Raw genomic sequence first — 22952 nt, 5'->3', positions numbered from 1 at the left:
GAACGTTTACCAAAAATATAACCTGGCTAGCGACGAGGATGGCTGCGAGTAAGGACTCTATTGTTTAAAGTTGGATTCACTCATCGCAAATTAGCACGAATCTTAATCAATCTTCTAGGCAAAAGGCAGCAAAAGCTGGCTTCAGCCTTTCTTTTTTTCCAAATTGCATTATCTTTTAAGCTATTATTTTGATTCTTAATAGCTTAGTTTGATTTTCTTTATCATCATAAAGGGTTAAAATCTAAAAAATAGTAAACCAAAAGTGCGAATGGTCACTTTGGCTACAAAGGAGTTTTTGTTTGAAGGTTTTTGTGGCTCGCCAAGCCATATTTAATCGTAAAAAACAAGTTGTTGCATACGAGTTGTTGTTTCGCGATGGTGTAAAAAATAGCTTTCCCAATATTGCAGATGATGCAGCGACAGCCAAGCTGATAATGAATAATCAACTTAACCTCGGTATGCGAAATCTCACTTCAGGGAAGAAAGCGCTAATTAATATTGGTCCAGATTCGCTGCGCCAAGATCTTTGTGAATTTCTGCCTGCCAATGATGTCATTTTAGAGTTGCTCGAGACTATTCCTCCAACAAAACAGAACTATGAACGTATTAGGGGGCTGTTTCATAGTAATTTTAGGTTAGCGTTGGACGATTTTCAGTATTCAAAAGATTGGGATCCTTTTCTGAAGCTGGTTAGATTGATCAAATTTGATGTCATGGAAAACTCACTCGACTCTATCGAGCCGGTTGTTGATATGATCAAAGCTCGAAAAAACATTAAGCTACTGGCGGAAAAGGTAGAAACTGAAGAAGAGTTTGAACAAGCTAAAAAAATGGGCTTCCAGTTCTTCCAAGGTTACTTTTTTGCTAAACCTAAAATGATAGAGCATAAAGATATCTCAATTAATTATGTCATTGTGATGCTTATCTACGAAGAAGCGTTAAAGTCAAATATGAGTATAACGAGGTTGGCTGAGTTATTTGCTCAAGATACTGCACTAGCCTACAAACTGCTGAGATTAATTAACTCAGGAGTATTTCCAATTAAGAGCCGGATTGAATCGTTGAAGCAAGCGCTCGTTTATTTGGGTAACGAACGAGTCAAAAAGTTTGTTAATTTAATCATGACTGCCCATGTGGCAGAGGGGAAGCCAACGGAGTTAACTCGGTTGTCGATAGTTCGTTCGCGTTTTTGCGAGCTTATTGCTCAACAGATCTCTCCTGGCTTGGCAAATATGAGTTTTATGACCGGTCTATTCTCGTTACTGGATGCAATACTTGATAAACCTATGGAGCAGGTAGTAAATAAATTGCCCTTTCCTGAGCAACTTCATGATGCGCTGATTGGCAAGCCCAATACGCTTTATTATATTTTAAATATTGTGAAAGCCTATGAATCGGGCAGCTGGTGGACATTACAGGACGCTTGTAGTTATTTGAATTATAAAGATGAAAACCTTCCTGATTTTCATGCTGCTGCGATAAACTGGGCTGATATGTATAAAAATCGCGTGTATTAATGAAAAGAATTATCGCAATGGATGCAATTCGAGGCTTTGCGCTACTCGGGTTGCTTTCCATGAATCTAGTGCACATGGCCAACTTTGAACTGGGTTATGTAGCTGCAAGTCCTGCTCATCATTTAGACCCCTTTTTTGCTATGGTGAATAGCATTTTTTTTGACGGTCGATTTCGCTCTCTTTTTGCAATGTTGTTCGGCGCAGCACTGTGCGTCCAAGTGGCTAATGCCAGTTCATCAGAACAAGCAAAAATAAGACTCAAATGGCTGCTGCTTTTTGGCATGGTGCATGGTGTGTTGATATGGCCCGGCGATATTCTTTTTAATTATGCCCTAAGTGGTTTTGTCGCTTTGAAATTTATAGACGCTCAGCGTGCAAAATTAATACGTTATACGGCAGGGTTTATCGTATTGCCGGCACTGCTATTGAGTATACTATTGCTTGTTGACCCTGAAGCGAGCATAAACCGTAGCAGTCCAGAATACCTCGAGCTTGTACAACGAGTGCCGAATACTTATTGGCAGCTTGTTGTAAACAATGGTCTTTATTTCATTATTGTTAGTCTGCTTATTCCAGTTATTACTTTATGGTACACCGCAGGTTTAATGCTGCTCGGTATGCTACTTTTTAAAGACGGCTTATTTGAGTTAAATACGCGTGAACCGACAGAGAAAATTAATTTATATGCAGTTCTAGCTATTGTACTTTCATTTGTTGGATTTGTCGTTGAACGAAAGGTTGGTATTGCTTTTTTTGAAGGGATTGACTGGTTACTAGCTATACCAGTGGCTCTATTTTATATTGTGGTGATTAAATCAGTAATGCGAGCAAGTAGGTATAAATTATATACGATGCAAGTTGTGGGGCGATTGGCACTCACCCTTTATATCTCACAATCAATTATTTTTGTTAGCTATTTTCATTTCATTCAACCTGAAGCGATTAGTAAGTGGGATCGAGTGGACTACTTCGCTGCTTTTGTGGTTGCGACTATACTTCAGCTAGTTATTGCGAATCTGTACTTTAAGGTCTTCAAACAAGGCCCGTTAGAAAAGCTACTTAAGTGGTTAACGCTACGAAGGGGTGGTCATGATTAAAAAACTGTTTGTTGCTATGGCATTCTCGGTTTGCAGTGTAAAGGTAAGTGCGGCTGACTCTATTAACGTACTGTTTGTTAATCCTTCTTTACCCGGTGAGCCTTTTTGGCATCGTGTACAAGGCGCTACAGAAGCTGCCGCCGAGCAACTGGGTATACGCCTTAATGTGATTTATGGCGAAGGAAACAGAATAATCCAATTGTCAGAATTGACAAAATATTTGAATTATCGTGCCACACCTGACTATGTTATTTTAATTAATTATCCCGGTGGTGCAGAGGAGAGTCTTAGACTTTTAGAAAAGTATGAAATCAACCATATTACGTTAGAACAGACAATATCGGGACCAGAGAAGCTTGCGATTGGAAACCCAAAAGAAATATACAAATATTGGTTAGGTGAGCTGCATCACGACAACGATAAGGCGGGCTACGTTCTAGCAAAACAACTTTATCTTCAAGCAAAATCAAAGGGTCATAAAGAAATATATCCAGTAGCAATCAATGGGCATTATGGTACGGAGTCAGACATTAGAAGTGGTGGTGCAAGTCGTTTTTTTGCAGAGGTTGGGGTGGCGCTACAGCAAACGGTATATGCTGGATGGTCAAAAGAGCAAGCGTTCGAAAAGACAAAAAAGTTGTTATCCCGTTATCCTAAAACAAACCTTATTTGGTGCGCGTCTGATTTAATGGCAATGGGCGCACTTACTGCTGCTGGAGAGAATAATAATCGTGCAGTTTTTGGCGGGTTTGACTGGTTAAATGATACATTTGAACTAATTAGAGATGATGATCTGCATGCTTCTGTAGGTGGACATTTCATGATGGGGGCATGGGCACTCGTTTCGATTTACGATCATCATAATGGCCATTCCTACTGGCAAAATAATTCAGAGTTAGCGTTTGATCTGATGGTGCTGACAAAAGAAAATCTCGATAGTTATCATTGGATTAAATCTGCAAAGAATTGGCATTCTATAGACTACAAAGCCATGAGCTTAATTGATAAACCAGACGCGCGGTATCAATTTTCACCAAAGTTATTGAGAAAAACCCGACAAAACTAGAAATCCGGTAGTGTAAAGGCCATTAAGCGATTACAATAATCGTTTTTACTCTATGTGGTTCCCTATTGTGACAGAACAAAAGCGCCTCAATAAATACATCAGTGAAACAGGATTTTGCAGCCGTCGAGAAGCTGATGACTTAATTGCTTCTGGCCGAGTTAAAGTAAATGGCACGCTACCAGAAATGGGCACTAAAGTGTCAGACGCTGACACCATTATTATTGATAATAAACCACTCAAAGCAAAGCCAAAATCGGTCTTTATCGCTTACAATAAACCGGTTGGTGTAACCTGTACCACTGAGCGAAAAATTAAAAGCAATATTGTGAGCGCTATCAATTATCCAGAAAGGATCTTTCCTATTGGGCGTTTAGATAGACCGTCAGAAGGGCTAATATTTCTTACTAATCAAGGGGATATGGTAAACAAAATTCTCCGAGCTGGAAATAACCATGAAAAAGAATATGAGGTGGTTGTTGATAAACCAATTGATGAGCGTTTTGTAAAGCGTATGTCATCGGGCATTCCGATCCTTGGCACGGTAACTAAACGCTGTAAGGTACGTAAAACTGGCATAAAGTCATTTACTATCATACTTACTCAAGGTCTAAATCGTCAGATAAGAAGAATGTGCGAATACCTCGGTTTTGAAGTAACGAGTTTAAAACGTATTCGAATTATGAATATCGACCTTACCGGACTTGCCAGCGGCCAATGGCGTCACCTCAGCGAGCAAGAAATGCGCGAAATTAATCGAGCTACGGAATCTTCGGTTAAAACACAAGAAGCCTCAGCGGGGGCGGGTGCAGGAAAAGTTAGCGATAAGTTCAACCGAAACGATGATGAGTCGAACGAAGTAAAGTTGCAGAAGCGCCCTCAAAACCGGAATACCAAAACGAGTGAATCGGGCCAAAATAAAGAAAGAGAGAGCAAAACACGGGGAAAACAATACCCTTTTGATAAAGGCAGAAGTAGTAAAACACGCAAACCCGGTCAGAAAAACAGTGGTAAACCCGCTAACAGAGTGAAGGGTACGCTGTCTTTAAATAAAACTAAAAAGTAGTGTGTCAAAGAAATCAATTTGAACGTAAAGCCCCTTGACAGTTTATCAAGGGGCTTTTTATTTTAAGCGTCTGGTTGCTTAATACCAAAATACACACAGTGAAGTACAGGAAGTACAATCAAGGTTAATATAGTAGCAAATCCAAGACCAAACATTATGGTAACAGCCATCGATTGGAAGAACACATCAAATAGCAGTGGGATCATGCCTAGGATGGTCGTAATAGCAGCCATTGAAACCGGTCTTACACGACTCACACCAGAATCAAAAACAGCTTGATATGGAGACTTACCAGATTCAATTTCAATATTAATTTGATCCATCAGTACAATCCCATTTTTGATGAGCATTCCTGATAAACTCAACAACCCGAGTAATGCCATGAAACTAAAAGGGGCTTGCAATAAAACAAGTCCGGCAGTTACGCCTATAATGGCAAGTGGCACGGTTGACCATATCACTAAAGGTTTCTTCACTGAATTAAATAGCAATACAGTGATCATGAACATAGCAAGATAGCCAATTGGTAGCGAGCCAAAAATTGCAGTTTTCGCTTTACTAGATGACTCATATTCACCGCCCCATTGCATCTCATAGCCTTGAGGAAGCTCGATAGCTTCAATATCGCTTTTGACTCGTGCAAACAGTTTTGCAGGAGTTTCATCACCAATAACGTCATGATCCGCCATAACAGTAATTGTGCGTTTTCTGTCCCTGCGCATGATAAGGCTATCTTCCCATGTAACACTGAAATCATCTACGATCTGGGAAACCGGAACGTAAACACTTAAAACTGGGCTAAATATTTGTAGGTCGCCCAAGTTTTCAACATTTAGCCGCTCTTCTTCCGGCGAACGAGCGATGATTGGTAGTAATTGAGTGCCATCTCGATATAAACCAACTTTACTACCTGATACTGAAGAAAGTAATAACTGATCTAAATCGGATTTGCTGATCCCCAAGCGTCTTGCTTTAAGCTCGTTAAACTGTGGGCGGATGAGCTTAGTTCTCTGGCGCCAGTTATCTCGAATGTTAAATGCTTTCTCATCTCGTCGAATTATATTTTTAGCTTCTTCCGCCAATTGCCTTAAGACAACAGGGTCTGGGCCAGAAAAACGAGCTTCAATTTTAGCATCAGTAGATGGGCCTATTTCCATTCGTTTAATTTTTAGTTGACCGTCTAGTTCGTGTTGATTTTCATACTCACGCAACTTCGCAATCATACTGACAACAGCATCTCTGTCTTTTACTCTGACAATAAGCTGGCCGTAAGCGTCATACTGCTTTTCTGGTGAGTAGGTTAACATAAATCTAGGTGCACCTTGGCCAATCGTTGTGGTGACCTCATTTACAAGTGGATCGGCAAGTAAGAATGATTCTATTTTCTCGACATTTTTCGCTGTGCTACGGATATCAGCACCTTGATAGTGCCAATAATCTACGTAAAACATAGGTGTATTCGATGCGGGAAAGAATGATTGTTTTACTGATTTGAAACCGACGACCGCACCAACAAGTAATAACACCATTGAGATAATAGTTACCGCTCTGTGCTTGAGGCAAAACGTCAGCATTGACTTGTATACAGTAAAGATTACGCCTTTATAAGGGTCATCATCTTCAGCGTCATCATTGTTTTCTTTTGCTTTTGGCTCTTTAAACATGGCATTAGCAAAAAATGGGGTAAGCGTGATAGCGGTAACCCAACTTAGCAATAGTGATATTAAAAGCACCCAGAATAAAGAACCGGCAAATTCGCCACTTGCATCTGAGCTCAATCCTATTGGTGCAAAGGCGGTAATGCCAATCACAGTTGCGCCAAGAAGCGGCCACTTAGTTTGCTCTACAATATTAACCGCAGCTTGGAGCTTTGATTGTCCACGTTTTATATTTATCAAGATCCCTTCGGTTACAACGATGGCGTTATCTACCAACATTCCCAGCGCTATGATTAATGCACCAAGCGAGATCCGTTGTAAGTCAATGGCGAACATCTTCATAAAAATAAATGTACCGAGCACGGTTATGAGTAGGATACCACCTATCAATATGCCACTTTTCACGCCCATAAAAATAAGTAGCACAATAATAACGATAGCAACCGCTTCAACCAGACTGATGATAAAGCCATCAACTGAGGTCTCCACTTCGGTAGGTTGGTTGTATACCGTATTGATGGTAATACCATAAGGTCGTTGATATTCAAGCTGGGTTAAATGTCGGCCGATCTCTTTACCCACTTCAACCACATTAACGCCAGACGTGAAAGAAACACCCACTAATAAAGCGCGCTGCTGTGCAAAACGAGTGATGTGATTGGGGACTTCTGCATATTCACGAGTAACGGTTGCTACATCCCCAAGATATATTAATTCTTTAGCACCAGGCTTTGAAATGAGTAATCCCTCAAGCTCAGAGACATCTGTAAACTCTCCTGTTGGGTGGAGTCGGATTGATTCATCTCCAACTCTGATTTTACCCGCGTTTGAAACAGTATTTTGCGCTTGAAGTAAAGAAAATATGTGGCTTGTTGGGATACCAAGCTGGGATAGTTTCTGCGTTGATATTTCAACAATGACTTGGGCTTGCTGCTCACCAGCCACGGTCACTTTACTTACGCCATCGACTAAAACTAACTCTCGTTTCAAAAAGTCCACATAATCTTTTAGCTCGTCGTATGAGTAGCCTTCGCCTGTCACGGCATATAGCTCTCCGTATACATCGGCGAAATCATCAATAACGCTGGGTGTCATGACTCCCGGAGGGAGTTTGGGCGCTAGATCATTTACTTTACGTCTTAGCTCATCCCAAATTTGTTGTAGATCTTTTTTTCGATATTTACTCTTCATCTCAACCGTGATCTGGGACTTACCCGGTGATGAGATGGAAGTTACATAGTCTACGTAGGGCAAAGATTGGATTGCATTTTCAATTGGAAATGTAACTTCCTCTTCGACTTGCTGAGGTGAAGCACCAGGGTACATCGTCACAACCATGGCTTTTTTCAACGTAAACTCAGGGTCTTCAAGTTGACCTAAGCCGAGATAAGATACTGCACCTGCTATCAGTAAGAGCAAGGCAAACATCCAACTGATAACTTTATTCTCAATTGACCATTTGGCTAAACTCATATTACAGGCCTCTTTCTTTCGTCCAAGGTCTCACTTTCGCACCTTCTTGTAGATAATGTACGCCAGCTGCGACGATCTTTTCACCGGGTTCAAGACCAGAGGTGACCTCTATCCCTGTGTGATTGAGCTGACCAACAGTAACCTTGCGTTTGCTCACCGTTTGTTGGTCGTTGTGGTAAATCCAGACATAGCTGTTTCCATCCGTGTTTTGCTCTTTATCGGAAAAAACAGCTTGGTTAGGGATAATAATTGCCGTATTGTCTTTGTTTGTTATCTTGCTTGGGTCGACATATACATGACCGGTCATGCCAGCAAAAAGGTTAAAATCTTCTGGAATAGGCAAACTAAAAACAACTTTATAAGTAAGGGTTGCAGGATCAGCTTGTGTATCCCACTCCTTAATTGTCAATGGATATGATTTACTCGGATAACCATCAAAAACAACCGTTGGCTTGTAGTCTGAATCTTTGTCTACGCGCGCAACAATACGCTCTGGCACTTGAATAACAACGTCCATCATATCGCGAGTTTCTAAGCGAAGAATATTTTGTTTTGCAACGACATTCTCGTAATTTTTTACAAATACTTTTGCAACTGTACCGCTAAAAGGTGCTCGTAGTTCACTGTATTCCAAATTTGTTTTAGCGATTTTAAATGCCGATTCTGCTACTTGTTTATCCGCTAGAGCTTTATCAAATTCAGCTTTAGTCGCAATGCCTTTTTCGTAGAGTGGCTCTATTCTTGAGAGTTGCGCTTTCGCTAGTTCAAATTGGGCTTTGCGCTGCTCGTATTGGAGATTGAAATCTTCAGGATCTAACTTTGCCAACAGTTGGCCTTTTTGCACGTCTTGGCCGGCAAGAACAGGAAACTCAATGAGTTCACCATTGACACGAAAAGCGAGGTAGGAGCCTTGGTTTGCAACCACTTCGGCAGGAAAGCTGCGTAGTGTACTACTATTTGGATCTGAGACCGTGTGGATTTTTACAGGTCTTGTTGGGGCTTCTACTTGAGTTTGTTCAACTTGTTCTTGGCAGCCCAGTAATAAAGTAGCCAATACAAGCCCAGAAAACACTCTTAACATTTTGTTCTCCATGACAACGTTAATTATAATGCGTGCAGAATAATAGAATTACTTATAAAATAAAAATTATAAAACATTCTCTACTGCATAAGATTTATTTATGAAGATTTCAGACTTAGCAGTATTTTGTACTGTTGTTGAAGCACCTAGTCTTACCGAAGCTGCAAATAAGCTTCATAAAACGCAGCCAGCGGTCTCGCAATCAATAAAAAGATTAGAACAATCTATGGGATTTGCGCTGTTTGAGCGTGAGAAATACCGTAATATATTGACAGAACAAGGCCGCCGATTTTACTTCGAGGCTGAAAAATTATTAAATCATCATAGAGATCTTTCATTACTCGCGAATGAATTTGCGGCTGGTAATGAGCCAAGCTTTAATATCTGCTACGAACCAATTGTCTATCAACATCAAATTGATGAAGTACTAGGCCGTGCATTTATGAAATTTCCGTCGACAGAAATGAACATTTCAAGTGGTAAGCGTTTTTTTGCGTTGGAGCAGGTTACCCAAGGAGCTGCAAACTTAGGTATAGGCCCTTGGTTTGATTTATTTCATTCAACAGGCGATCTTGAAACCATGCCGATAGGGAAAATTAAACTCGGTCTAGTCTCATTACATGGCTACATGCCGCAATCGTTGGGTTTTGCTGAGCTTGCTAATTACCCGTCTCTTGCGATGAAAGAGAGTAAATTTAATTTTGACAGCGAACGTCTGGCGTATGGTAATAGTAAAAACGTGATGAAACTAGACGATGCGTTGGCGATAAAAAGATACCTTTTACAAGGCATGGGATACGCGCTTATCGGCCTTAACTTTTGCCGCGAGGAAATTGACTCTGGTATTTTACAACGCGTACGTGTTAATGATCGAAAAGACGAGTTTGAAGCAGAGATCCATGCTTTTCGCCTACATATTTCTCATCATGGGCCAGTAGCTAGATATTTTTGGGAACAACTAAAGGTGTTGAATAAAGCATATGAAGACCATCGAACAACATGAACTAGCAGAAAGAATGTTTACCGTGATAGGTGCCATTCCAAGGGGAAAAGTAGCCTCTTATGGGCAAGTTGCACGTTTAGCCGGTTTTCCTAATTATGCCCGTAAAGTAGGGCAGTTACTTAAACATTTACCACCAGAATCGACTCTGCCTTGGTATCGGGTAGTGAATAGTCAAAGGCGCATTTCATTTGCATCAGATAGCGATAAATTTCAAGAACAAAAACAACGCTTAGAAGCTGAGGGTGTGACCTTTTCAGGCACAAATCTAATTGCAAAGCAATGTTTTTGGGAGTAACAAATTTAGAACCCTTCATATTCAACTGATCCAGATAAATAACATAGCCGTAATTATCGTTAGTTTTTGAGTATTTGAACGGGAATTATGAAACTAGCTTTATTTCCATTGCCGATATTTTTGCTTCCGGGTGGCTTTACCCGCTTGCGGATTTTCGAGCAACGTTACTTATATATGGTGAAAGAAGCGGCCAAAACCAATCAAGGTTTTGTGTTGTGCGCTGACGTGGAGGGGGCGCCTAAAGATAGACAAAATGAAGGGGTTCACGTGAAAATAGTGGATTTCTCTCAAGGTGAAGATGGCCAACTATTGATAGATGTTGAGGCAATCAAACGAGTTTCGATCAGTAACGTTGAGGTTGACCACCAAGGTCTTAGGTATGGAGAATGTAGCGAGATAGAAGGGCCACCGTGGCTGTGTAATGACACGGCTTTCAAGCTAATTGATAGCACCCTCAAGGAGAAGCTTCGCAATGTATTCATCGCCAATCCAATACTGGACGATTTATACAAAGACAAGCGTTTTTCAGAGCCGCTCTGGGTTGCGTACAGGTGGTTGGAGATTTTGCCTATATCGATGGCACAAAAATTAAAAATAAAGCAAGCCCAGACATTTGAACAGGTAGCCGAATTCTTACATACTGTGTTAGATGAAAAATAAAAGTGATCGATTCTCAGCTTCAAATCGTAAAGCACGGTAGTAAGTATAATCAGGAAGGTGAGCTATGATAGGCCAACAGCAATCAGTTGATTGCAACGTTAAATCAGGAACTCGCAAAGCAGTGCAAGATACCCCTTCACAAGCGTTGTCAGACGCACTAGTCAAAGTCGCGACAAGCAGGGATCGAAAGGCCTTCGCGTATTTATTCGAATATTTTGCTCCTAAAATTAAACGATTTGGAGTGAAGCAATTTGGTAACGAAGCACAAGCAATGGAGTTAGTGCAAGACACCATGACGTCGGTATGGCGAAAGGCTCATTTGTATCACCACGATAAGGGAGCTGCGACGACATGGATTTATACGGTGATGAGAAACGCCTCTTTTGATGCTTTACGCAAGATGAAGAGCAACAAAGAAGAGCATATAAGCGAAGACATCTGGCCGATAATTCAAGATTCTCAAACAGACGATGAAGGCTTCAAAGACCACCTTCAAACTGCTCAAATACAAAAATACATTAACAAGCTACCACCTGCCCAACGTGATATTGTCAAAGGGGTTTATTTTCAAGAAATGTCACAGGAGCAACTGGCTGAACATTTGAATATTCCGGTTGGCACGGTGAAATCTCGTTTAAGACTAGCACTACAAAAGCTTCGCGCAGAGCTGGGAGATCAGGCATGATTAAGCATCACCCTAATGAATCATTATTAGAACAATTTGTTGAGGGCAGTCTGCCCGCAAGTATTAGCGTCGCGATTGCTGCACACGTAGAGCTTTGTCCTTGTTGTCAAAAGAAAACCCAAGCATTAGAGGAAGCCAAAGCAAGTCAACAATTCAGTGACGCAGCGCCACTTGCTTTGGACGCTGATATGATACAGCTGATGGAGTCGATTGCGTTGACTGACGATGTTGACGAAGTACATGATTACATTCAACCGACGTTTAGCTATCAGGGACGTGATGTGCAACTACCACGAGCCATAGCCAATATTGACAGAACCAAGTTCTCTGGCGTGGGGAAAGTATCGCGCGCTCGCTTGTTGCTTGAAGACGGTGAGTTGCGTTCAAGCCTGCTGGAAATAGAAGCGGAAGGTGAGATCCCTGAGCATACTCACACCGGTTTTGAGATCACTTTGCTATTGGACGGTGATTTTTCTGACGAGTCCGGTGAATACGTTCCCGGAGACTTTATTTGGCAAGATGGCCGACATAATCACTCGCCCCGCACCAAATCAGGCTGTCTGTGCTTTACTGTCGTCAGCAGTGCGCTACACTTCAATAAAGGGCTTAGTAAGTTGTTAAATCCAATTGGCAATCTGATTTATTAAGGAAAAAGTCTCAGTATGAAGTTTTCATCTTCGATAAAAATTGGTATTAGCGCTTGTTTGGCCGGTGATAAAGTAAGATTTGATTCCGGCCATAAGCGTTCAAACTTTTGTATGGATGAATTTGCAGAACACGTTGAATATGTTAGGTTTTGTCCTGAGGTCGCTATAGGCCTCCCAATTCCAAGACCCACCATTAGACAAATCAGGGTCGGTGACATCATCAAGGTAAGTCGACCTGACGGCATAGAAGACGTAGCGCCAAAACTTAAATCGTATGGCGAGCAAATCGCCACGTCACAGGCTCAAAATTTATCGGGGTTTGTATTTTGCGCCAAAAGCCCAAGCTGTGGCATGGAGCGTGTGAAGGTATATAACGAAGCGGGTACGGGCAATACCTCTGAGGGTATCGGTGTGTTTGCTGAGCAAATTATGAAACACAATCCACTACTACCTTGTGAGGAAAATGGCCGTCTCAACGATATGTACCTCAGAGAAAATTTCGTTATGCGTGTGTTTGTTTATAAAAGCTGGCAAGAATTAGTCAGTCAGGAACACGTTGGCTTACATGAAATCACTACGTTTCACGCCATGCATAAGTACCTTTTGATGAGTCATAATTATCAGGCATACAAAAATTTGGGAAGGCTGTTGGGCGATGGCAAGCAATTAGATATTGAAACGCTCAAGCTGCAATACATAAGCGGTTTGATGACAGCGCTCAAAAAGCCTGCAAACAGAAAAAATCAGGCTAACACGTTGACCCACTTACAAGGGTATTTCAAAAATGAGCTGTCGAGCGTTGAGAAGCAAGAAATGTGTACGGCAATTGAAGAGTATCGTAAGGGTATAGTGCCGCTTTACGTTCCTCTTACATTGTTAAAGCATCATTTAACAGTACATCCCAAAGCCTACTTGCAGAGTCAAGTCTACTTTGACCCATACCCCAACGAGTTGCGCTTAAGATTCGGAATTTAACCATGAAAACTGCTTTTTGGTTTCGCCGTGACCTGAGGGTATACGGCAATGAGGCTTTGATAGAAGCCATAAATGAAGGCGCACGAGATGCGCTTTTTTTTTATTGTAAGCCACAGTGGCAACAACACAATACCGCGTCTATCCAGATAGACTTATTGGAGCGGAGGCTGGTTGAGCTTGGCGCGTTATTGAGCGAGTTTGGTGTCCAGCTACATATTATTGAGGCGGGCATGTTCACTGAGCTGCCAGAGCGGCTCAGCGCATTTTGCGAAGAAAATAACATCAGTCGTCTGTTTGCAAACAAAGAATATGAAGTAAATGAAATTGCACGCGACAATGAGTGCTCTAAGCGGGTTTCACTGAGATGTTTTGATGGAGATGTAATTGCCCCCCCGGGTACCGTGCTGACGGGCTCTGGTGAAATGTTCAAAGTATTTACGCCATTCAAGAAAGCGTGGCTCAAATTATTTTCAGATCAGCGGTTTAACTTTCAACATTGGCCACTTGAAAAGCGCAGCGCCGGTGAATTTACTACACCATCTTTTTTTGCAATGACCATGGAATCACAGAAGTGGCCGGTTGATGATGAATCTATCGTGGCAGTTGTTAATCGTTTTATTAAAGATAAGTTGACAGACTATCAGGGCGATAGAGATTTCCCTGCAATCAAGGGAACTTCAGGTTTAAGTCCATATCTTGCACTTGGCATTATTTCACCTAAGCAATTGCTAACCCAGATCCAACTCGATAACCCTGAAGTACTAGAGAGACCGAGCCAGCCGGAGTTTTGTTGGATAAATGAAATAATTTGGCGTGAGTTTTATCGACACCTAATCGTTGCATTTCCTAAGTTATGCAAAGGCTCTAACTTTAACGAAAAATACAATGCTGTTGCATGGCAGGCAGTTCCCGAGGTGTTTCAATTGTGGTGCGAAGGTCAAACAGGTTATCCCATTGTAGATGCGGCTATGCGTCAACTAAACAAAACTGGATGGATGCACAATCGGTTACGCATGATAGTGGCTAGCTTTTTAACAAAACACCTATTGATCGATTGGCGTCAAGGTGAAGCCTACTTTATGTCTAAACTTATTGATGGGGACTTAGCGAGTAATAATGGTGGTTGGCAATGGGCTGCAAGTACAGGATGCGATGCTCAACCGTATTTTCGAATATTTAATCCTATTACGCAAAGTGAAAAGTTTGATCCTGATGGTACTTTCATTCGTACCTATGTGCCTGAATTGAAAAACGTTCCAGCTAAGCACATCCACTTTCCGCACGACTACTTGTCGGCTTTTGGCGGTCAGTATTGTGCACCAATTGTGGATCACAAAGAAGCCAGAGCAAGAGCGCTTGAGGCATTTAAGGTATAAAAGGTATGGATCACAAAACCCAGCGATTTGTGTCAGTGTATAACGAAATCGACAAGCATTGTCTAGACAAGCTAGCAGAGATTTATACAGACGATATTAATTTCACAGATCCGCTCCATCACATCCAAGGACTTGAACAGCTAACACTGTACTTTCAAGCTTTATATGAAAATGTTGCTGACATCAATTTTACAGTGACAAGCGATTACCAGTCTGATGATGTTAGCTTTATTTACTGGATAATGTCTTATCGTCATCCAAAGCTTAATGGTGGAAAGACCATTGATGTTGATGGGCACAGTAGATTGAGCTTTAAAGGTGATAAAGTTGCTTACCACCGAGATTATTTCGATAGCGCACAAATGTTATACCGTCAGGTTCCTGTACTTGGCAACATAATTCGTATGCTTGATAAGAGGGTGACTGGATGAAACATGTACTGATCACGGGTGCAACATCAGGCATAGGTAAGGGGTTGGCCAGATATTATGCTAACCAGGGCGATACCGTTACGGCATGTGGGCGAAATACTGAGATTCTTAGTTCGCTAGCACAAGAGAGTGGCGTAAAAACGAAAGCGTTTGATTTAACGAAGCGTGAAGAAATAGAGCGTCAGTTTGCCGACCTTGATGAGCTAGATTTGGTTATTCTAAATGCTGGCGGTTGTGAATATATTGACAACCCGAATGACTTTGACGGCCACCTTTTTGAACGGATCATGACCATTAATGTGATTTCAATAGGGCATTGCTTAGACATTATTCTACCCAAAATCAAACGAGGCGGTCAGCTATGTATCATCAGCTCTAGCAGCTCTTTTTTGCCATTGCCTCGTGCTGAAGCATATGGCGCGTCAAAGTCGGCACTCAGCTATCTAGCTAGAACGCTTTCTGTTACTTTAAAAGGTGTGGACGTCACAGTTGTACATCCAGGTTTTGTTGAAACACCGCTAACAGACAAAAATGATTTCCCGATGCCATGTATAGTCAGCGTCGAAGACGCAGTAGGATACATAAGCGCGGGGATCTCTAAGCGCAAAAGGGAAATACACTTTCCCAGACGTTTTACCTTATTTTTGAAACTTCTTAGGCTTTTACCATTTTCTTTATGGTTGCCTCTCGCGAAAAGGATAGCCCGTGGCTAAAATTGCAATCATTGGTAGTGGCATCTCAGGTATGGCTGCTGCGTATTTACTGAACCGTAAACACGATATCAAAGTGTTTGAAAAAAATAATTATATTGGTGGTCACACGGCAACTATTGATGTAGAAAATAATGGCGAAAAAATCGCAATAGATACCGGTTTTATTGTATTTAATGACAGAACATACCCAAAGTTTGAAAAGCTGCTCGCAGAAATAGGCGTTACGCGTAAACCAACAGAGATGAGCTTCAGCGTTCACAATAGCCAAACAGAGTTTGAGTATAACGGGCATTCACTATGGACCCTATTTGCTCAAAAACGCAACTTGTTTAGACCCAAGTTTTGGCAGCTACTAAAAGATATTGTTCGGTTCAATACAGTATGTAAAGAGTTACACCAGCGTGATGACTATAATGGCGTCGAAACATTAGGTAAGCTCTTAAGCCATCATAATTTTAATGAATTTTTTAAACTGCATTACATCCTACCTATGGGGGCGGCAATCTGGTCTACAAGTATCAAAGAGATGCTCGACTTCGAGGCTAAGTTCTTTGTGCGCTTTTTCTTCAATCATGGTCTCTTGGATATTGCTAACCGCCCACAGTGGTATGTGATCCCTGGTGGCTCCAGAGAATACATTGCGCCATTAGTGGAACAGTTCCGTGAGAATATTGTTCTGAATGCCAAACTCACTAGCGTACAACGCGACGATGATGGCGTGACTTTGGTATTTGAGGATGGTCACCAAGAGCAGTTTGATAAAGTGGTGTTTGCGTGCCACAGCGATCAGGCGCTTGAATTATTGGCCTCGCCGTCGGAACAAGAAACACAAATTCTTGGCGCTATTCCATATACGGCAAATTCAGTTGTGCTTCACACCGACACAAGCCTGCTGCCTAAACGTAAAGCGGCATGGGCGAGTTGGAACTATTTGCTAAACGAGGCGACCGACAAGGCCGCAGTCGTGACCTACCAAATGAACATACTTCAAGGGCTAGACGCAAAACATCAATATTGTGTCACACTAAACCATGATAGCGGCATTGATGAAAGCAAAGTGATCCAACGATTTGTATATCATCATCCGGTCTTCAACACGGCCAGCATTGATGCACAAAAAAGAAAGCCTGAAATCGATGGCAAACATCATAGCTATTTTTGTGGCGCTTATTGGTTTAACGGCTTTCACGAAGATGGTGTCAAAAGTGCTGTAGATGTCGCAAGGCAGCTTGGAGTTGAATTTTGAACAGTGCCATCTTGGTAGGGAGAGTGAGACATAGGCGTTTTGCGCACGCTCATCATGCTTTTTCTTACCCGATGTATATGATGTGGATTGACTTACATGAGGCAGAGTCCCTGAACGGGATCTCGTCAGTGTTTGGCTCCTCTGGCTTAAAACTGCTCAAGTTTAATCAGCAGGACTACATCAAAGATGGTGAAGGCAGCTTACTACAACGCGCTTATTTAAAGTCTAAACAACTAGGCCGACCTGTAACAGACTCGACCAAAGTTTATCTGATGGCACAAATGCGCTGCTTTGGTATTTATTTTAGTCCAGTGAACTTTTACTTCTTTGAGCATGAAAACGGACAAGGCTTCAGTCATATGCTTGCAGAGGTGAGTAACACGCCTTGGAACGAGCGCTATTTTTATTCAGTTGATTTACATGAAGATGTGAACTTTGAAAAAGCTTTTCACGTATCACCTTTTATGAATTTGGATATGCGTTATCACTGGAAAGTAAAGCCGCCAGGACAAACCACAGTTATCCATATAGAGAACAGAAAAGGTAACGAATTGCTATTCGATGCGACTTTGGCGTTGAAAAAGCAGGCACTGACTAACAAGAACATCAACCGCTTGTTACGTCGCTTTCCTGCGATGACGTGGAGTATAGCAAAGGGTATCTATTGGCAAGCGTTAAAGTTATTTTTAAAGAAGGTACCCTTCATTGGGCATCCGGGAAGAGTTTAAGATGGAAAACACCACAACAATCACCTCATCAATATCACTCAGCACGCTAGATAAGTTATACAAGAAGCTCGTCTTCGGCGCTTTAAATACCTTGGAGTCTGGCAAGGTCGTGCTTGTCGAAGGCGGTAACCGACATCACTTTGGCTCAATGGACTCAGAGCTTATTGCTGAAGTTGTGGTTCACGACGCCGCAATGTATAAATTGTTTGCGCTCGGAGGAAGCGTAGGCGCTGGAGAAGCGTACATTTTGGGTCATTGGAGTTGCTCTAATTTAACAGCATTAATAGAAATATTCGTGCTCAACCAAGCACAGTTGGATGCCTTTGAAAGAAAGTTTGCGGTTTTATCTAATATCGCACACAAGCTTAAGCACTTTAGGAACAAAAACTCAAAACAAGGTTCGAAACGTAATATCGAAGCCCATTACGATTTAGGAAATGACCTTTACGAGTCGTTTCTCAGCGAAGAAATGCTTTATTCGAGTGCTGTTTACCCCAGTAAAGAGGCGACACTTGAGCAGGCACAGCAATATAAACTCGCTGCAATATGCAAACGTCTAGACTTGCAAGCCTCTGACAAAGTGGTCGAGATAGGCACTGGGTGGGGGGCTTTTGCTATCTATGCCGCCAAACACCATGGGTGCCATGTAACGACCACAACAATATCTGAGGAGCAACACGCTTATGTGGAGAAGTTAATTGTAGAGGAAGGACTTGGTGATAAAATTACTCTATTGAAGAAAGATTACCGAGACTTACAAGGGCAGTACGATAAATTGGTTTCAATTGAAATGATTGAAGCCGTAGGACATGAATATCTTTCTGGCTTTTTTGCGAAATGCGATGCACTCCTAAAGCCGTCTGGTGCCATGTTGATCCAAGCAATCACCATCGCGTGTCAACGTTATCAGCACTATCTAAAGCAATCTGATTTTATCCAACAATATATTTTCCCGGGCGGATGTTTGCCTTCAGTCACCGAGATGAGTAAACAAATCTCAAGCGCAACAGACATGGTAGTACATGAGCTACATGACATAGGGCTTCACTACGCAAGAACTTTGTATGATTGGCGAGTTCGCTTTGAAAAGTCTTGGCCATCTTTGGATAGCAAGCGATTTGATGAACGTTTCTACCGTTTGTGGGAGTTTTACTTGTGCTATTGCGAAGGCGCGTTTAAGCGTCGAGCAACCAGTGCCATTCACCTAGTTGCTAGAAAACCCGGATATCAGTCAAATGATTGTGTTGCAGCATTGGATTACTAACGCGCTGATATTTCAAAGTGTTTGGTTTGCAGCTTTGTTCTTTCAGTCTCAGGCACTTTGGTTTATGACAGCGGGCTGCGTGATAATGCTGTTGGGGCATTCAAACAGACGGTTGAACATGATATTGGCATTAGCTGGCTCCGTGATAGGTGTGCTCGTTGAGTATACAGCGGTTGAAAGTAATCTAATGAGCTATCAAGGAGAGGCAATTATCCCTCTTTGGCTTTGGGTACTTTGGATAGCGCTGCTATTAACATTAAATAAAGCACTCGCTAAATTGCTTACTTTACCAATGCCTGTGCAAATATTACTTTTTGCGGTGTGTGCGCCGCCCAGTTATCTAGGCGCTGCGAACTTTGATGTGTTGACAATACATCAACCTTGGTACGTTTTTTGGCCGACATTTGGGGCAATGTGGAGTGTTGGCTTTTATATTATTATTTGTATTAATCGGTTTTTGTTAGGTACAAACCTTGCGCGTGGACACGCAAATTGATAGCTTTTGGTCTCAAACTGTGCGCTTTGAGCTAAAACAGCGCAAAATAATAAATATTTAGTCTAAATTATCAATTTTGGGGTTGCACACAAAGGCAAAATGCATAACCATAGGTTTTGCTTAGGCAAATTATAAAGTTATAGGAATCTAATAATGAATAAAGCTCAACTAGTTGAAAAGATGGCGGCAGACGCAGAAATTTCAAAAGCAGCGGCAACTCGCGCTCTAGAATCATTCACTGGCGCAGTAACGGACACTTTGAAAGAAGGTGGTTCAGTTGCTTTAGTTGGTTTCGGTACTTTCACTGTAAAAGAGCGTGCTGCTCGCACTGGCCGTAACCCACAAACTGGTGCTGAAATCCAGATCCCAGCTGCGAACATTCCTTCGTTCAAAGCGGGTAAAGGTCTAAAAGACCAAGTAAACTTGTAATCCATACGCTGGACAGAAAAACCTCCGAAAACGGGGGTTTTTTTATATCTCGGCAGTCTTGAATCTGCTAACATCGCCCCAACTTATGATTTAAATTATCTTACACTAATAATTGCAATGAAACGTTTTAGTCTGCCAGCAATACTCTCGCTACTTATACTCTTATGGGTTGGTGCTGCGTGTGCGACAGAACTTGATTGCAATACTACTTCTCCTATACCGGTAACAAAGTCGATGTCTATTACCGATGATGCTATTCAGTTACCAGTTAATCAACCAGATCAGCATAAGCAAGTTATGCCGTTCAAGCTTTCACATGATGACAACGATCATGATACTGGCTTTTTACCAGAGAGAGAGCGCTCCAATCATCCTAGTTATTTCTTGCATCCAAAACAGCAAGCGGAATATGCACTGGCGTTTGCGCTAGCAGAGCCAAAATATGTTCCTGCCATGGTTTATCAAATGGAAAAACCCAATGATTTACCGTGGTACATGTCTGATACACGGCCAGCAAACGGCTCTATCGATACCTGCAAACCAGCCAACCTCATCTTCAAAGGTCGTCTAAGCTACGACGTATAATCATCGTTCATTTCGGATTTAAAGTTAACCTTATACCAATTAGACCTAATACTTGCTCAATTTGAAGGATAAAATCTGACGCTAACAGCGTTAAAAATTTCTTATTTAGAACAACTAAATAGCAAAATTTTTGCCTGGTTATCGACAAGATTTTCTCGCCTCAAAATAGATCACTTAATTAAGATACTTGGTATTAATTTGAATTTTGAGCATCCAATATTGGTCGATGGTTTACTTACTTTGCGTAATTTTGCTGGTCAACGAAGGCAACATACCAGTGCCCGTGTAGGCAAGTTGATCACTTAATTAAGATAATTGCCACAACTGATTTGGTAAATACAAAATTAGTAAAAGTCGAAATAGTATTGGCATGCTCGCCAGTTTTAATACTAATTTGTCCTAATATGAGCTCAATTTGAAGCAGTAAATCTGATGCCAACTGTGTTAAAAGTTTCTAGTTTACAGCTACTAAATAGCGAAACTTTCCTTGCTCAGAGCATGTAGATACCTTTACACGAGCAGGGACTATGGTGTTATAGAGACGATTTTCTTGCCACAAAATGAACTACTTATCATCGGAAATCAGGATCAAGCAAATTGGTATAAATAAATTGGCTCGACCAATGAGAATAAAATGCAGAATATAGAACAATTGAATAGCAAGCACGGCATGACAACTTCGTCGCGCTTCAAGAAATTCTTTACCGCAATTATCATAGTGATACTGATAATTTGTGCTACACCAAACTTATACCCAAATAAGAACTTAATACAGGTTCAGGCAAGCGCTAACAACGTGCTTGTTGTATCTGTACCTGAGCTAAAAAATAATCTGGAAAATGAAGGCTTTAAGGTAAAAAAGGTAATATCACATCAAGGTGGATACTTAGTAGAGCTAGAAAATCGAGCACTTACCGCAGAGGCTAGGGCGCATATAGCCGCACTGCACAATGAACTAAATGTTAAAGTAATAAGTGCATCCACAATGCCTTTATGGCTTGAGTATACTGGATTAAAGCCAATCAAGCTCGGTTTAGACCTAGATGGGGGAGTATTGTTTGTTCTCAAAGTTGATGTTGAGCAGGCAATGCTGAGCCAACTGCAATCTGTTGCAGATGAGGCCAATAGCATTCGAATTAACAACCGCTATCGCCATCTATCTTCGCCTCAAGTTGTCAATGCTCAAGAGGTCGAGATAGTTGCAACAGTACAAGGGAAAACAGAGTTACAAGCATTAAGCACTACTTTACGCGACCGGTATCCGCACCTTAGCAGCAATAGAAAAGCCCATGGTAGTCTCACTACATTGACTTTATCTTTTCCCGAGGCAAAAAAAATTGAGCTTCATAAGCAGTTAATGACTCAGGCATTATCAACATTGCGCTCGCGAATTGAGGAACTCGGGATCACTGAAGCGGTAACCCAACGACAAGGTGATAATTATATCCGTATTGAACTACCGGGGGTGCAAGACCCTGACCAAGCAAAACGCATAATAGGTGCCACTGCCAAATTATCTTTCCATGCGTTACAGACAGCAGGCGGCCAGAGAATAAAAGATAAATTAGGAAACGTTATCAATATTGACCCTACCGCAATTTTTGGTGGTGATGAAATTGAATCGGCCACGGCCGGTAGAGATGAATACGGTAAACCGCTGGTAGAGCTATTTTTATCATCAAGTGGTGGTAAAAAGATTAACCACTTTTCCCGGCAAAATGTCGGCAAGCCAATGGCGACTGTGTTTGCACAGTACTACGTCAGTACCAGTGGAGAGACTAAAAAGCATACAGAGGTGATATCGGTTGCAACTATACAACAAGTACTAAATACCCGCTTTAGCATTACCAATATGCAATCAATGGAACGAGCGCAAGAGTTAGCGTTGTTACTAAGAGCAGGATCGTTGGATGCACCAATCACAATAGTAAAAGAGCAAACAATAGGCCCATCTTTGGGTGAGAAAAATATTGAAAGCGGCTTTAAAGCTCTTGCGCTTGGACTCAGCATCACCTTGTTATTTATGGCTCTGTGGTATCGAAAGCTCGGAGTCATCGCAATTATTTCGTTACTCGTCAATTTAGTATGCCTCATTGGCTTAATGTCATTATTGCCAGGAGTTGTGTTGACGCTTCCAGGCATTGCTGGTTTGGTGCTGACAATTGGTATGGCAGTGGATACAAACGTTATTATTTTTGAACGGGTAAGAGAGCTGAGGTCAAAAGGAGCAACCATGGTGATAGCATTAAAGCAAGGTTACCAACAAGCAATGTCCAGTATTGTTGACGCTAATTTAACAACGATGATCACAGCACTTATTCTGCTTGGGATTGGATATGGGCCGGTGAAAGGGTTTGCTATCACGCTAGCGCTTGGCATTGTGACTAGTATTTTTGCTGGGGTTATTGTATCGGGGTTACTGTCTGAGTCTTTATATTCTCAGCAGCGTCAAGGAGGAAAGTAA

The 22952-nt window shown here is 41.6% G+C and carries 22 protein-coding genes; 20 read left to right on the top strand and 2 right to left on the bottom strand.

Features of this window, described 5'->3' with window-relative positions; all coding sequences use genetic code 11:
- Window positions 1-299 precede the first annotated feature (299 nt).
- The 4 genes from F9Y84_RS10605 (at window position 300) to rluF (ending at window position 4743) form a co-directional block, all read left to right on the top strand.
- A complete protein-coding gene (locus F9Y84_RS10605; RefSeq protein WP_125253156.1) occupies window positions 300-1517 on the top strand; it encodes an EAL and HDOD domain-containing protein in 1218 nt (405 codons plus the stop codon).
- Window positions 1517-2614 (top strand): DUF418 domain-containing protein, encoded by a 1098-nt coding sequence (locus tag F9Y84_RS10600; RefSeq protein WP_225740818.1) that lies wholly within the window; start codon window positions 1517-1519, stop codon window positions 2612-2614. The genes F9Y84_RS10605 and F9Y84_RS10600 overlap by 1 nt, the downstream gene beginning before the upstream one ends.
- Window positions 2607-3680, top strand: a complete 1074-nt coding sequence (locus F9Y84_RS10595; protein WP_147390579.1) for an ABC transporter substrate-binding protein — start codon at window positions 2607-2609, stop codon at window positions 3678-3680. Before F9Y84_RS10600 ends, F9Y84_RS10595 begins: the two co-directional genes overlap by 8 nt.
- Window positions 3681-3747: 67 nt before the next feature.
- Window positions 3748-4743: a 23S rRNA pseudouridine(2604) synthase RluF gene (gene rluF, locus F9Y84_RS10590; RefSeq protein WP_128732526.1), complete on the top strand. Its 996-nt coding sequence runs from the start codon at window positions 3748-3750 to the stop codon at window positions 4741-4743.
- Window positions 4744-4805: 62 nt separating this feature from the next.
- Here the strand turns inward: rluF and F9Y84_RS10585 are convergent, their stop codons facing one another.
- Window positions 4806-7874: an efflux RND transporter permease subunit gene (locus F9Y84_RS10585; RefSeq protein WP_147390578.1), complete on the bottom strand. Its 3069-nt coding sequence runs from the start codon at window positions 7872-7874 to the stop codon at window positions 4806-4808.
- 1 nt (window position 7875) lies between these two features.
- A complete protein-coding gene (locus tag F9Y84_RS10580; protein WP_125253152.1) occupies window positions 7876-8955 on the bottom strand; it encodes an efflux RND transporter periplasmic adaptor subunit in 1080 nt (359 codons plus the stop codon).
- 100 nt (window positions 8956-9055) lie between these two features.
- Between F9Y84_RS10580 and F9Y84_RS10575 the strand changes: the two genes are divergently transcribed.
- From F9Y84_RS10575 to secD, 16 genes are all read left to right on the top strand, one after another.
- Complete coding sequence (locus F9Y84_RS10575; RefSeq protein ID WP_147390577.1) at window positions 9056-9958, top strand: LysR family transcriptional regulator; 903 nt, start codon at window positions 9056-9058, stop codon at window positions 9956-9958.
- Window positions 9936-10253 carry an MGMT family protein gene (locus F9Y84_RS10570; protein WP_147390576.1) on the top strand — a complete coding sequence of 106 codons (318 nt, stop codon included), beginning with the start codon at window positions 9936-9938 and terminating at the stop codon, window positions 10251-10253. The genes F9Y84_RS10575 and F9Y84_RS10570 overlap by 23 nt, the downstream gene beginning before the upstream one ends.
- Before the next feature lie 87 nt (window positions 10254-10340).
- Window positions 10341-10913 carry an LON peptidase substrate-binding domain-containing protein gene (locus tag F9Y84_RS10565; protein ID WP_147390575.1) on the top strand — a complete coding sequence of 191 codons (573 nt, stop codon included), beginning with the start codon at window positions 10341-10343 and terminating at the stop codon, window positions 10911-10913.
- Between the two features lie 64 nt (window positions 10914-10977).
- The gene (locus F9Y84_RS10560; RefSeq protein WP_147390574.1) at window positions 10978-11598 is read left to right on the top strand and encodes a sigma-70 family RNA polymerase sigma factor; all 621 of its coding nucleotides are present in this window, start codon (window positions 10978-10980) and stop codon (window positions 11596-11598) included.
- Window positions 11595-12245, top strand: coding sequence for a ChrR family anti-sigma-E factor (locus F9Y84_RS10555; RefSeq protein WP_147390573.1), 651 nt, complete (start codon window positions 11595-11597; stop codon window positions 12243-12245). The genes F9Y84_RS10560 and F9Y84_RS10555 overlap by 4 nt, the downstream gene beginning before the upstream one ends.
- Window positions 12246-12260: 15 nt before the next feature.
- Window positions 12261-13220 (top strand): YbgA family protein, encoded by a 960-nt coding sequence (locus tag F9Y84_RS10550; RefSeq protein WP_147390572.1) that lies wholly within the window; start codon window positions 12261-12263, stop codon window positions 13218-13220.
- 2 nt (window positions 13221-13222) lie between these two features.
- The gene (gene phrB / locus F9Y84_RS10545; RefSeq protein WP_147390571.1) at window positions 13223-14596 is read left to right on the top strand and encodes a deoxyribodipyrimidine photo-lyase; all 1374 of its coding nucleotides are present in this window, start codon (window positions 13223-13225) and stop codon (window positions 14594-14596) included.
- A gap of 5 nt (window positions 14597-14601) precedes the next feature.
- Window positions 14602-15027 carry a nuclear transport factor 2 family protein gene (locus F9Y84_RS10540; RefSeq protein WP_125253144.1) on the top strand — a complete coding sequence of 142 codons (426 nt, stop codon included), beginning with the start codon at window positions 14602-14604 and terminating at the stop codon, window positions 15025-15027.
- Entirely contained in the window at window positions 15024-15740 is a 717-nt protein-coding gene (locus tag F9Y84_RS10535) for an SDR family NAD(P)-dependent oxidoreductase (protein ID WP_147390570.1), read from the top strand. The genes F9Y84_RS10540 and F9Y84_RS10535 overlap by 4 nt, the downstream gene beginning before the upstream one ends.
- Complete coding sequence (locus F9Y84_RS10530; RefSeq protein WP_147390569.1) at window positions 15733-16986, top strand: NAD(P)/FAD-dependent oxidoreductase; 1254 nt, start codon at window positions 15733-15735, stop codon at window positions 16984-16986. Before F9Y84_RS10535 ends, F9Y84_RS10530 begins: the two co-directional genes overlap by 8 nt.
- The gene (locus tag F9Y84_RS10525) at window positions 16983-17714 is read left to right on the top strand and encodes a DUF1365 domain-containing protein (protein WP_125253141.1); all 732 of its coding nucleotides are present in this window, start codon (window positions 16983-16985) and stop codon (window positions 17712-17714) included. The genes F9Y84_RS10530 and F9Y84_RS10525 overlap by 4 nt, the downstream gene beginning before the upstream one ends.
- A gap of 1 nt (window position 17715) precedes the next feature.
- On the top strand, window positions 17716-18978 hold the full coding sequence (locus tag F9Y84_RS10520; RefSeq protein WP_125253140.1) for an SAM-dependent methyltransferase: 1263 nt from the start codon (window positions 17716-17718) through the stop codon (window positions 18976-18978).
- The gene (locus F9Y84_RS10515) at window positions 18950-19474 is read left to right on the top strand and encodes a DUF2878 domain-containing protein (RefSeq protein ID WP_147390568.1); all 525 of its coding nucleotides are present in this window, start codon (window positions 18950-18952) and stop codon (window positions 19472-19474) included. The genes F9Y84_RS10520 and F9Y84_RS10515 overlap by 29 nt, the downstream gene beginning before the upstream one ends.
- Before the next feature lie 153 nt (window positions 19475-19627).
- A complete protein-coding gene (locus F9Y84_RS10510) occupies window positions 19628-19903 on the top strand; it encodes an HU family DNA-binding protein (RefSeq protein WP_125253138.1) in 276 nt (91 codons plus the stop codon).
- 117 nt (window positions 19904-20020) lie between these two features.
- A complete protein-coding gene (locus tag F9Y84_RS10505) occupies window positions 20021-20488 on the top strand; it encodes a hypothetical protein (protein ID WP_147390567.1) in 468 nt (155 codons plus the stop codon).
- A gap of 634 nt (window positions 20489-21122) precedes the next feature.
- Window positions 21123-22952, top strand: coding sequence for a protein translocase subunit SecD (gene secD, locus F9Y84_RS10500; protein ID WP_147391430.1), 1830 nt, complete (start codon window positions 21123-21125; stop codon window positions 22950-22952).

The organism is Pseudoalteromonas peptidolytica (assembly GCF_012641745.1).
Taxonomy (GTDB): Bacteria; Pseudomonadota; Gammaproteobacteria; order Enterobacterales; family Alteromonadaceae; genus Pseudoalteromonas; species Pseudoalteromonas peptidolytica.
Note: the sequence above shows the minus strand (reverse complement) of the source record. Positions and strands in the feature narration are given on the sequence as shown.

Bases quoted from the DNA above. Each gene is read 5' to 3' on its own strand.
- F9Y84_RS10600 (WP_225740818.1), top strand. From the start codon at position 1,517: ATGAAAAGAATTATCGCAATGGATGCAATTCGAGGCTTTGCGCTACTC.
- F9Y84_RS10595 (WP_147390579.1), top strand. From the start codon at position 2,607: ATGATTAAAAAACTGTTTGTTGCTATGGCATTCTCGGTTTGCAGTGTA.
- F9Y84_RS10585 (WP_147390578.1), bottom strand. From the start codon at position 7,874: ATGAGTTTAGCCAAATGGTCAATTGAGAATAAAGTTATCAGTTGGATG.
- F9Y84_RS10580 (WP_125253152.1), bottom strand. From the start codon at position 8,955: ATGTTAAGAGTGTTTTCTGGGCTTGTATTGGCTACTTTATTACTGGGC.
- F9Y84_RS10575 (WP_147390577.1), top strand. From the start codon at position 9,056: ATGAAGATTTCAGACTTAGCAGTATTTTGTACTGTTGTTGAAGCACCT.
- F9Y84_RS10570 (WP_147390576.1), top strand. From the start codon at position 9,936: ATGAAGACCATCGAACAACATGAACTAGCAGAAAGAATGTTTACCGTG.
- F9Y84_RS10565 (WP_147390575.1), top strand. From the start codon at position 10,341: ATGAAACTAGCTTTATTTCCATTGCCGATATTTTTGCTTCCGGGTGGC.
- F9Y84_RS10560 (WP_147390574.1), top strand. From the start codon at position 10,978: ATGATAGGCCAACAGCAATCAGTTGATTGCAACGTTAAATCAGGAACT.
- F9Y84_RS10555 (WP_147390573.1), top strand. From the start codon at position 11,595: ATGATTAAGCATCACCCTAATGAATCATTATTAGAACAATTTGTTGAG.
- F9Y84_RS10550 (WP_147390572.1), top strand. From the start codon at position 12,261: ATGAAGTTTTCATCTTCGATAAAAATTGGTATTAGCGCTTGTTTGGCC.
- phrB (WP_147390571.1), top strand. From the start codon at position 13,223: ATGAAAACTGCTTTTTGGTTTCGCCGTGACCTGAGGGTATACGGCAAT.
- F9Y84_RS10540 (WP_125253144.1), top strand. From the start codon at position 14,602: ATGGATCACAAAACCCAGCGATTTGTGTCAGTGTATAACGAAATCGAC.
- F9Y84_RS10535 (WP_147390570.1), top strand. From the start codon at position 15,024: ATGAAACATGTACTGATCACGGGTGCAACATCAGGCATAGGTAAGGGG.
- F9Y84_RS10520 (WP_125253140.1), top strand. From the start codon at position 17,716: ATGGAAAACACCACAACAATCACCTCATCAATATCACTCAGCACGCTA.
- F9Y84_RS10515 (WP_147390568.1), top strand. From the start codon at position 18,950: ATGATTGTGTTGCAGCATTGGATTACTAACGCGCTGATATTTCAAAGT.
- F9Y84_RS10510 (WP_125253138.1), top strand. From the start codon at position 19,628: ATGAATAAAGCTCAACTAGTTGAAAAGATGGCGGCAGACGCAGAAATT.
- F9Y84_RS10505 (WP_147390567.1), top strand. From the start codon at position 20,021: ATGAAACGTTTTAGTCTGCCAGCAATACTCTCGCTACTTATACTCTTA.
- secD (WP_147391430.1), top strand. From the start codon at position 21,123: ATGCAGAATATAGAACAATTGAATAGCAAGCACGGCATGACAACTTCG.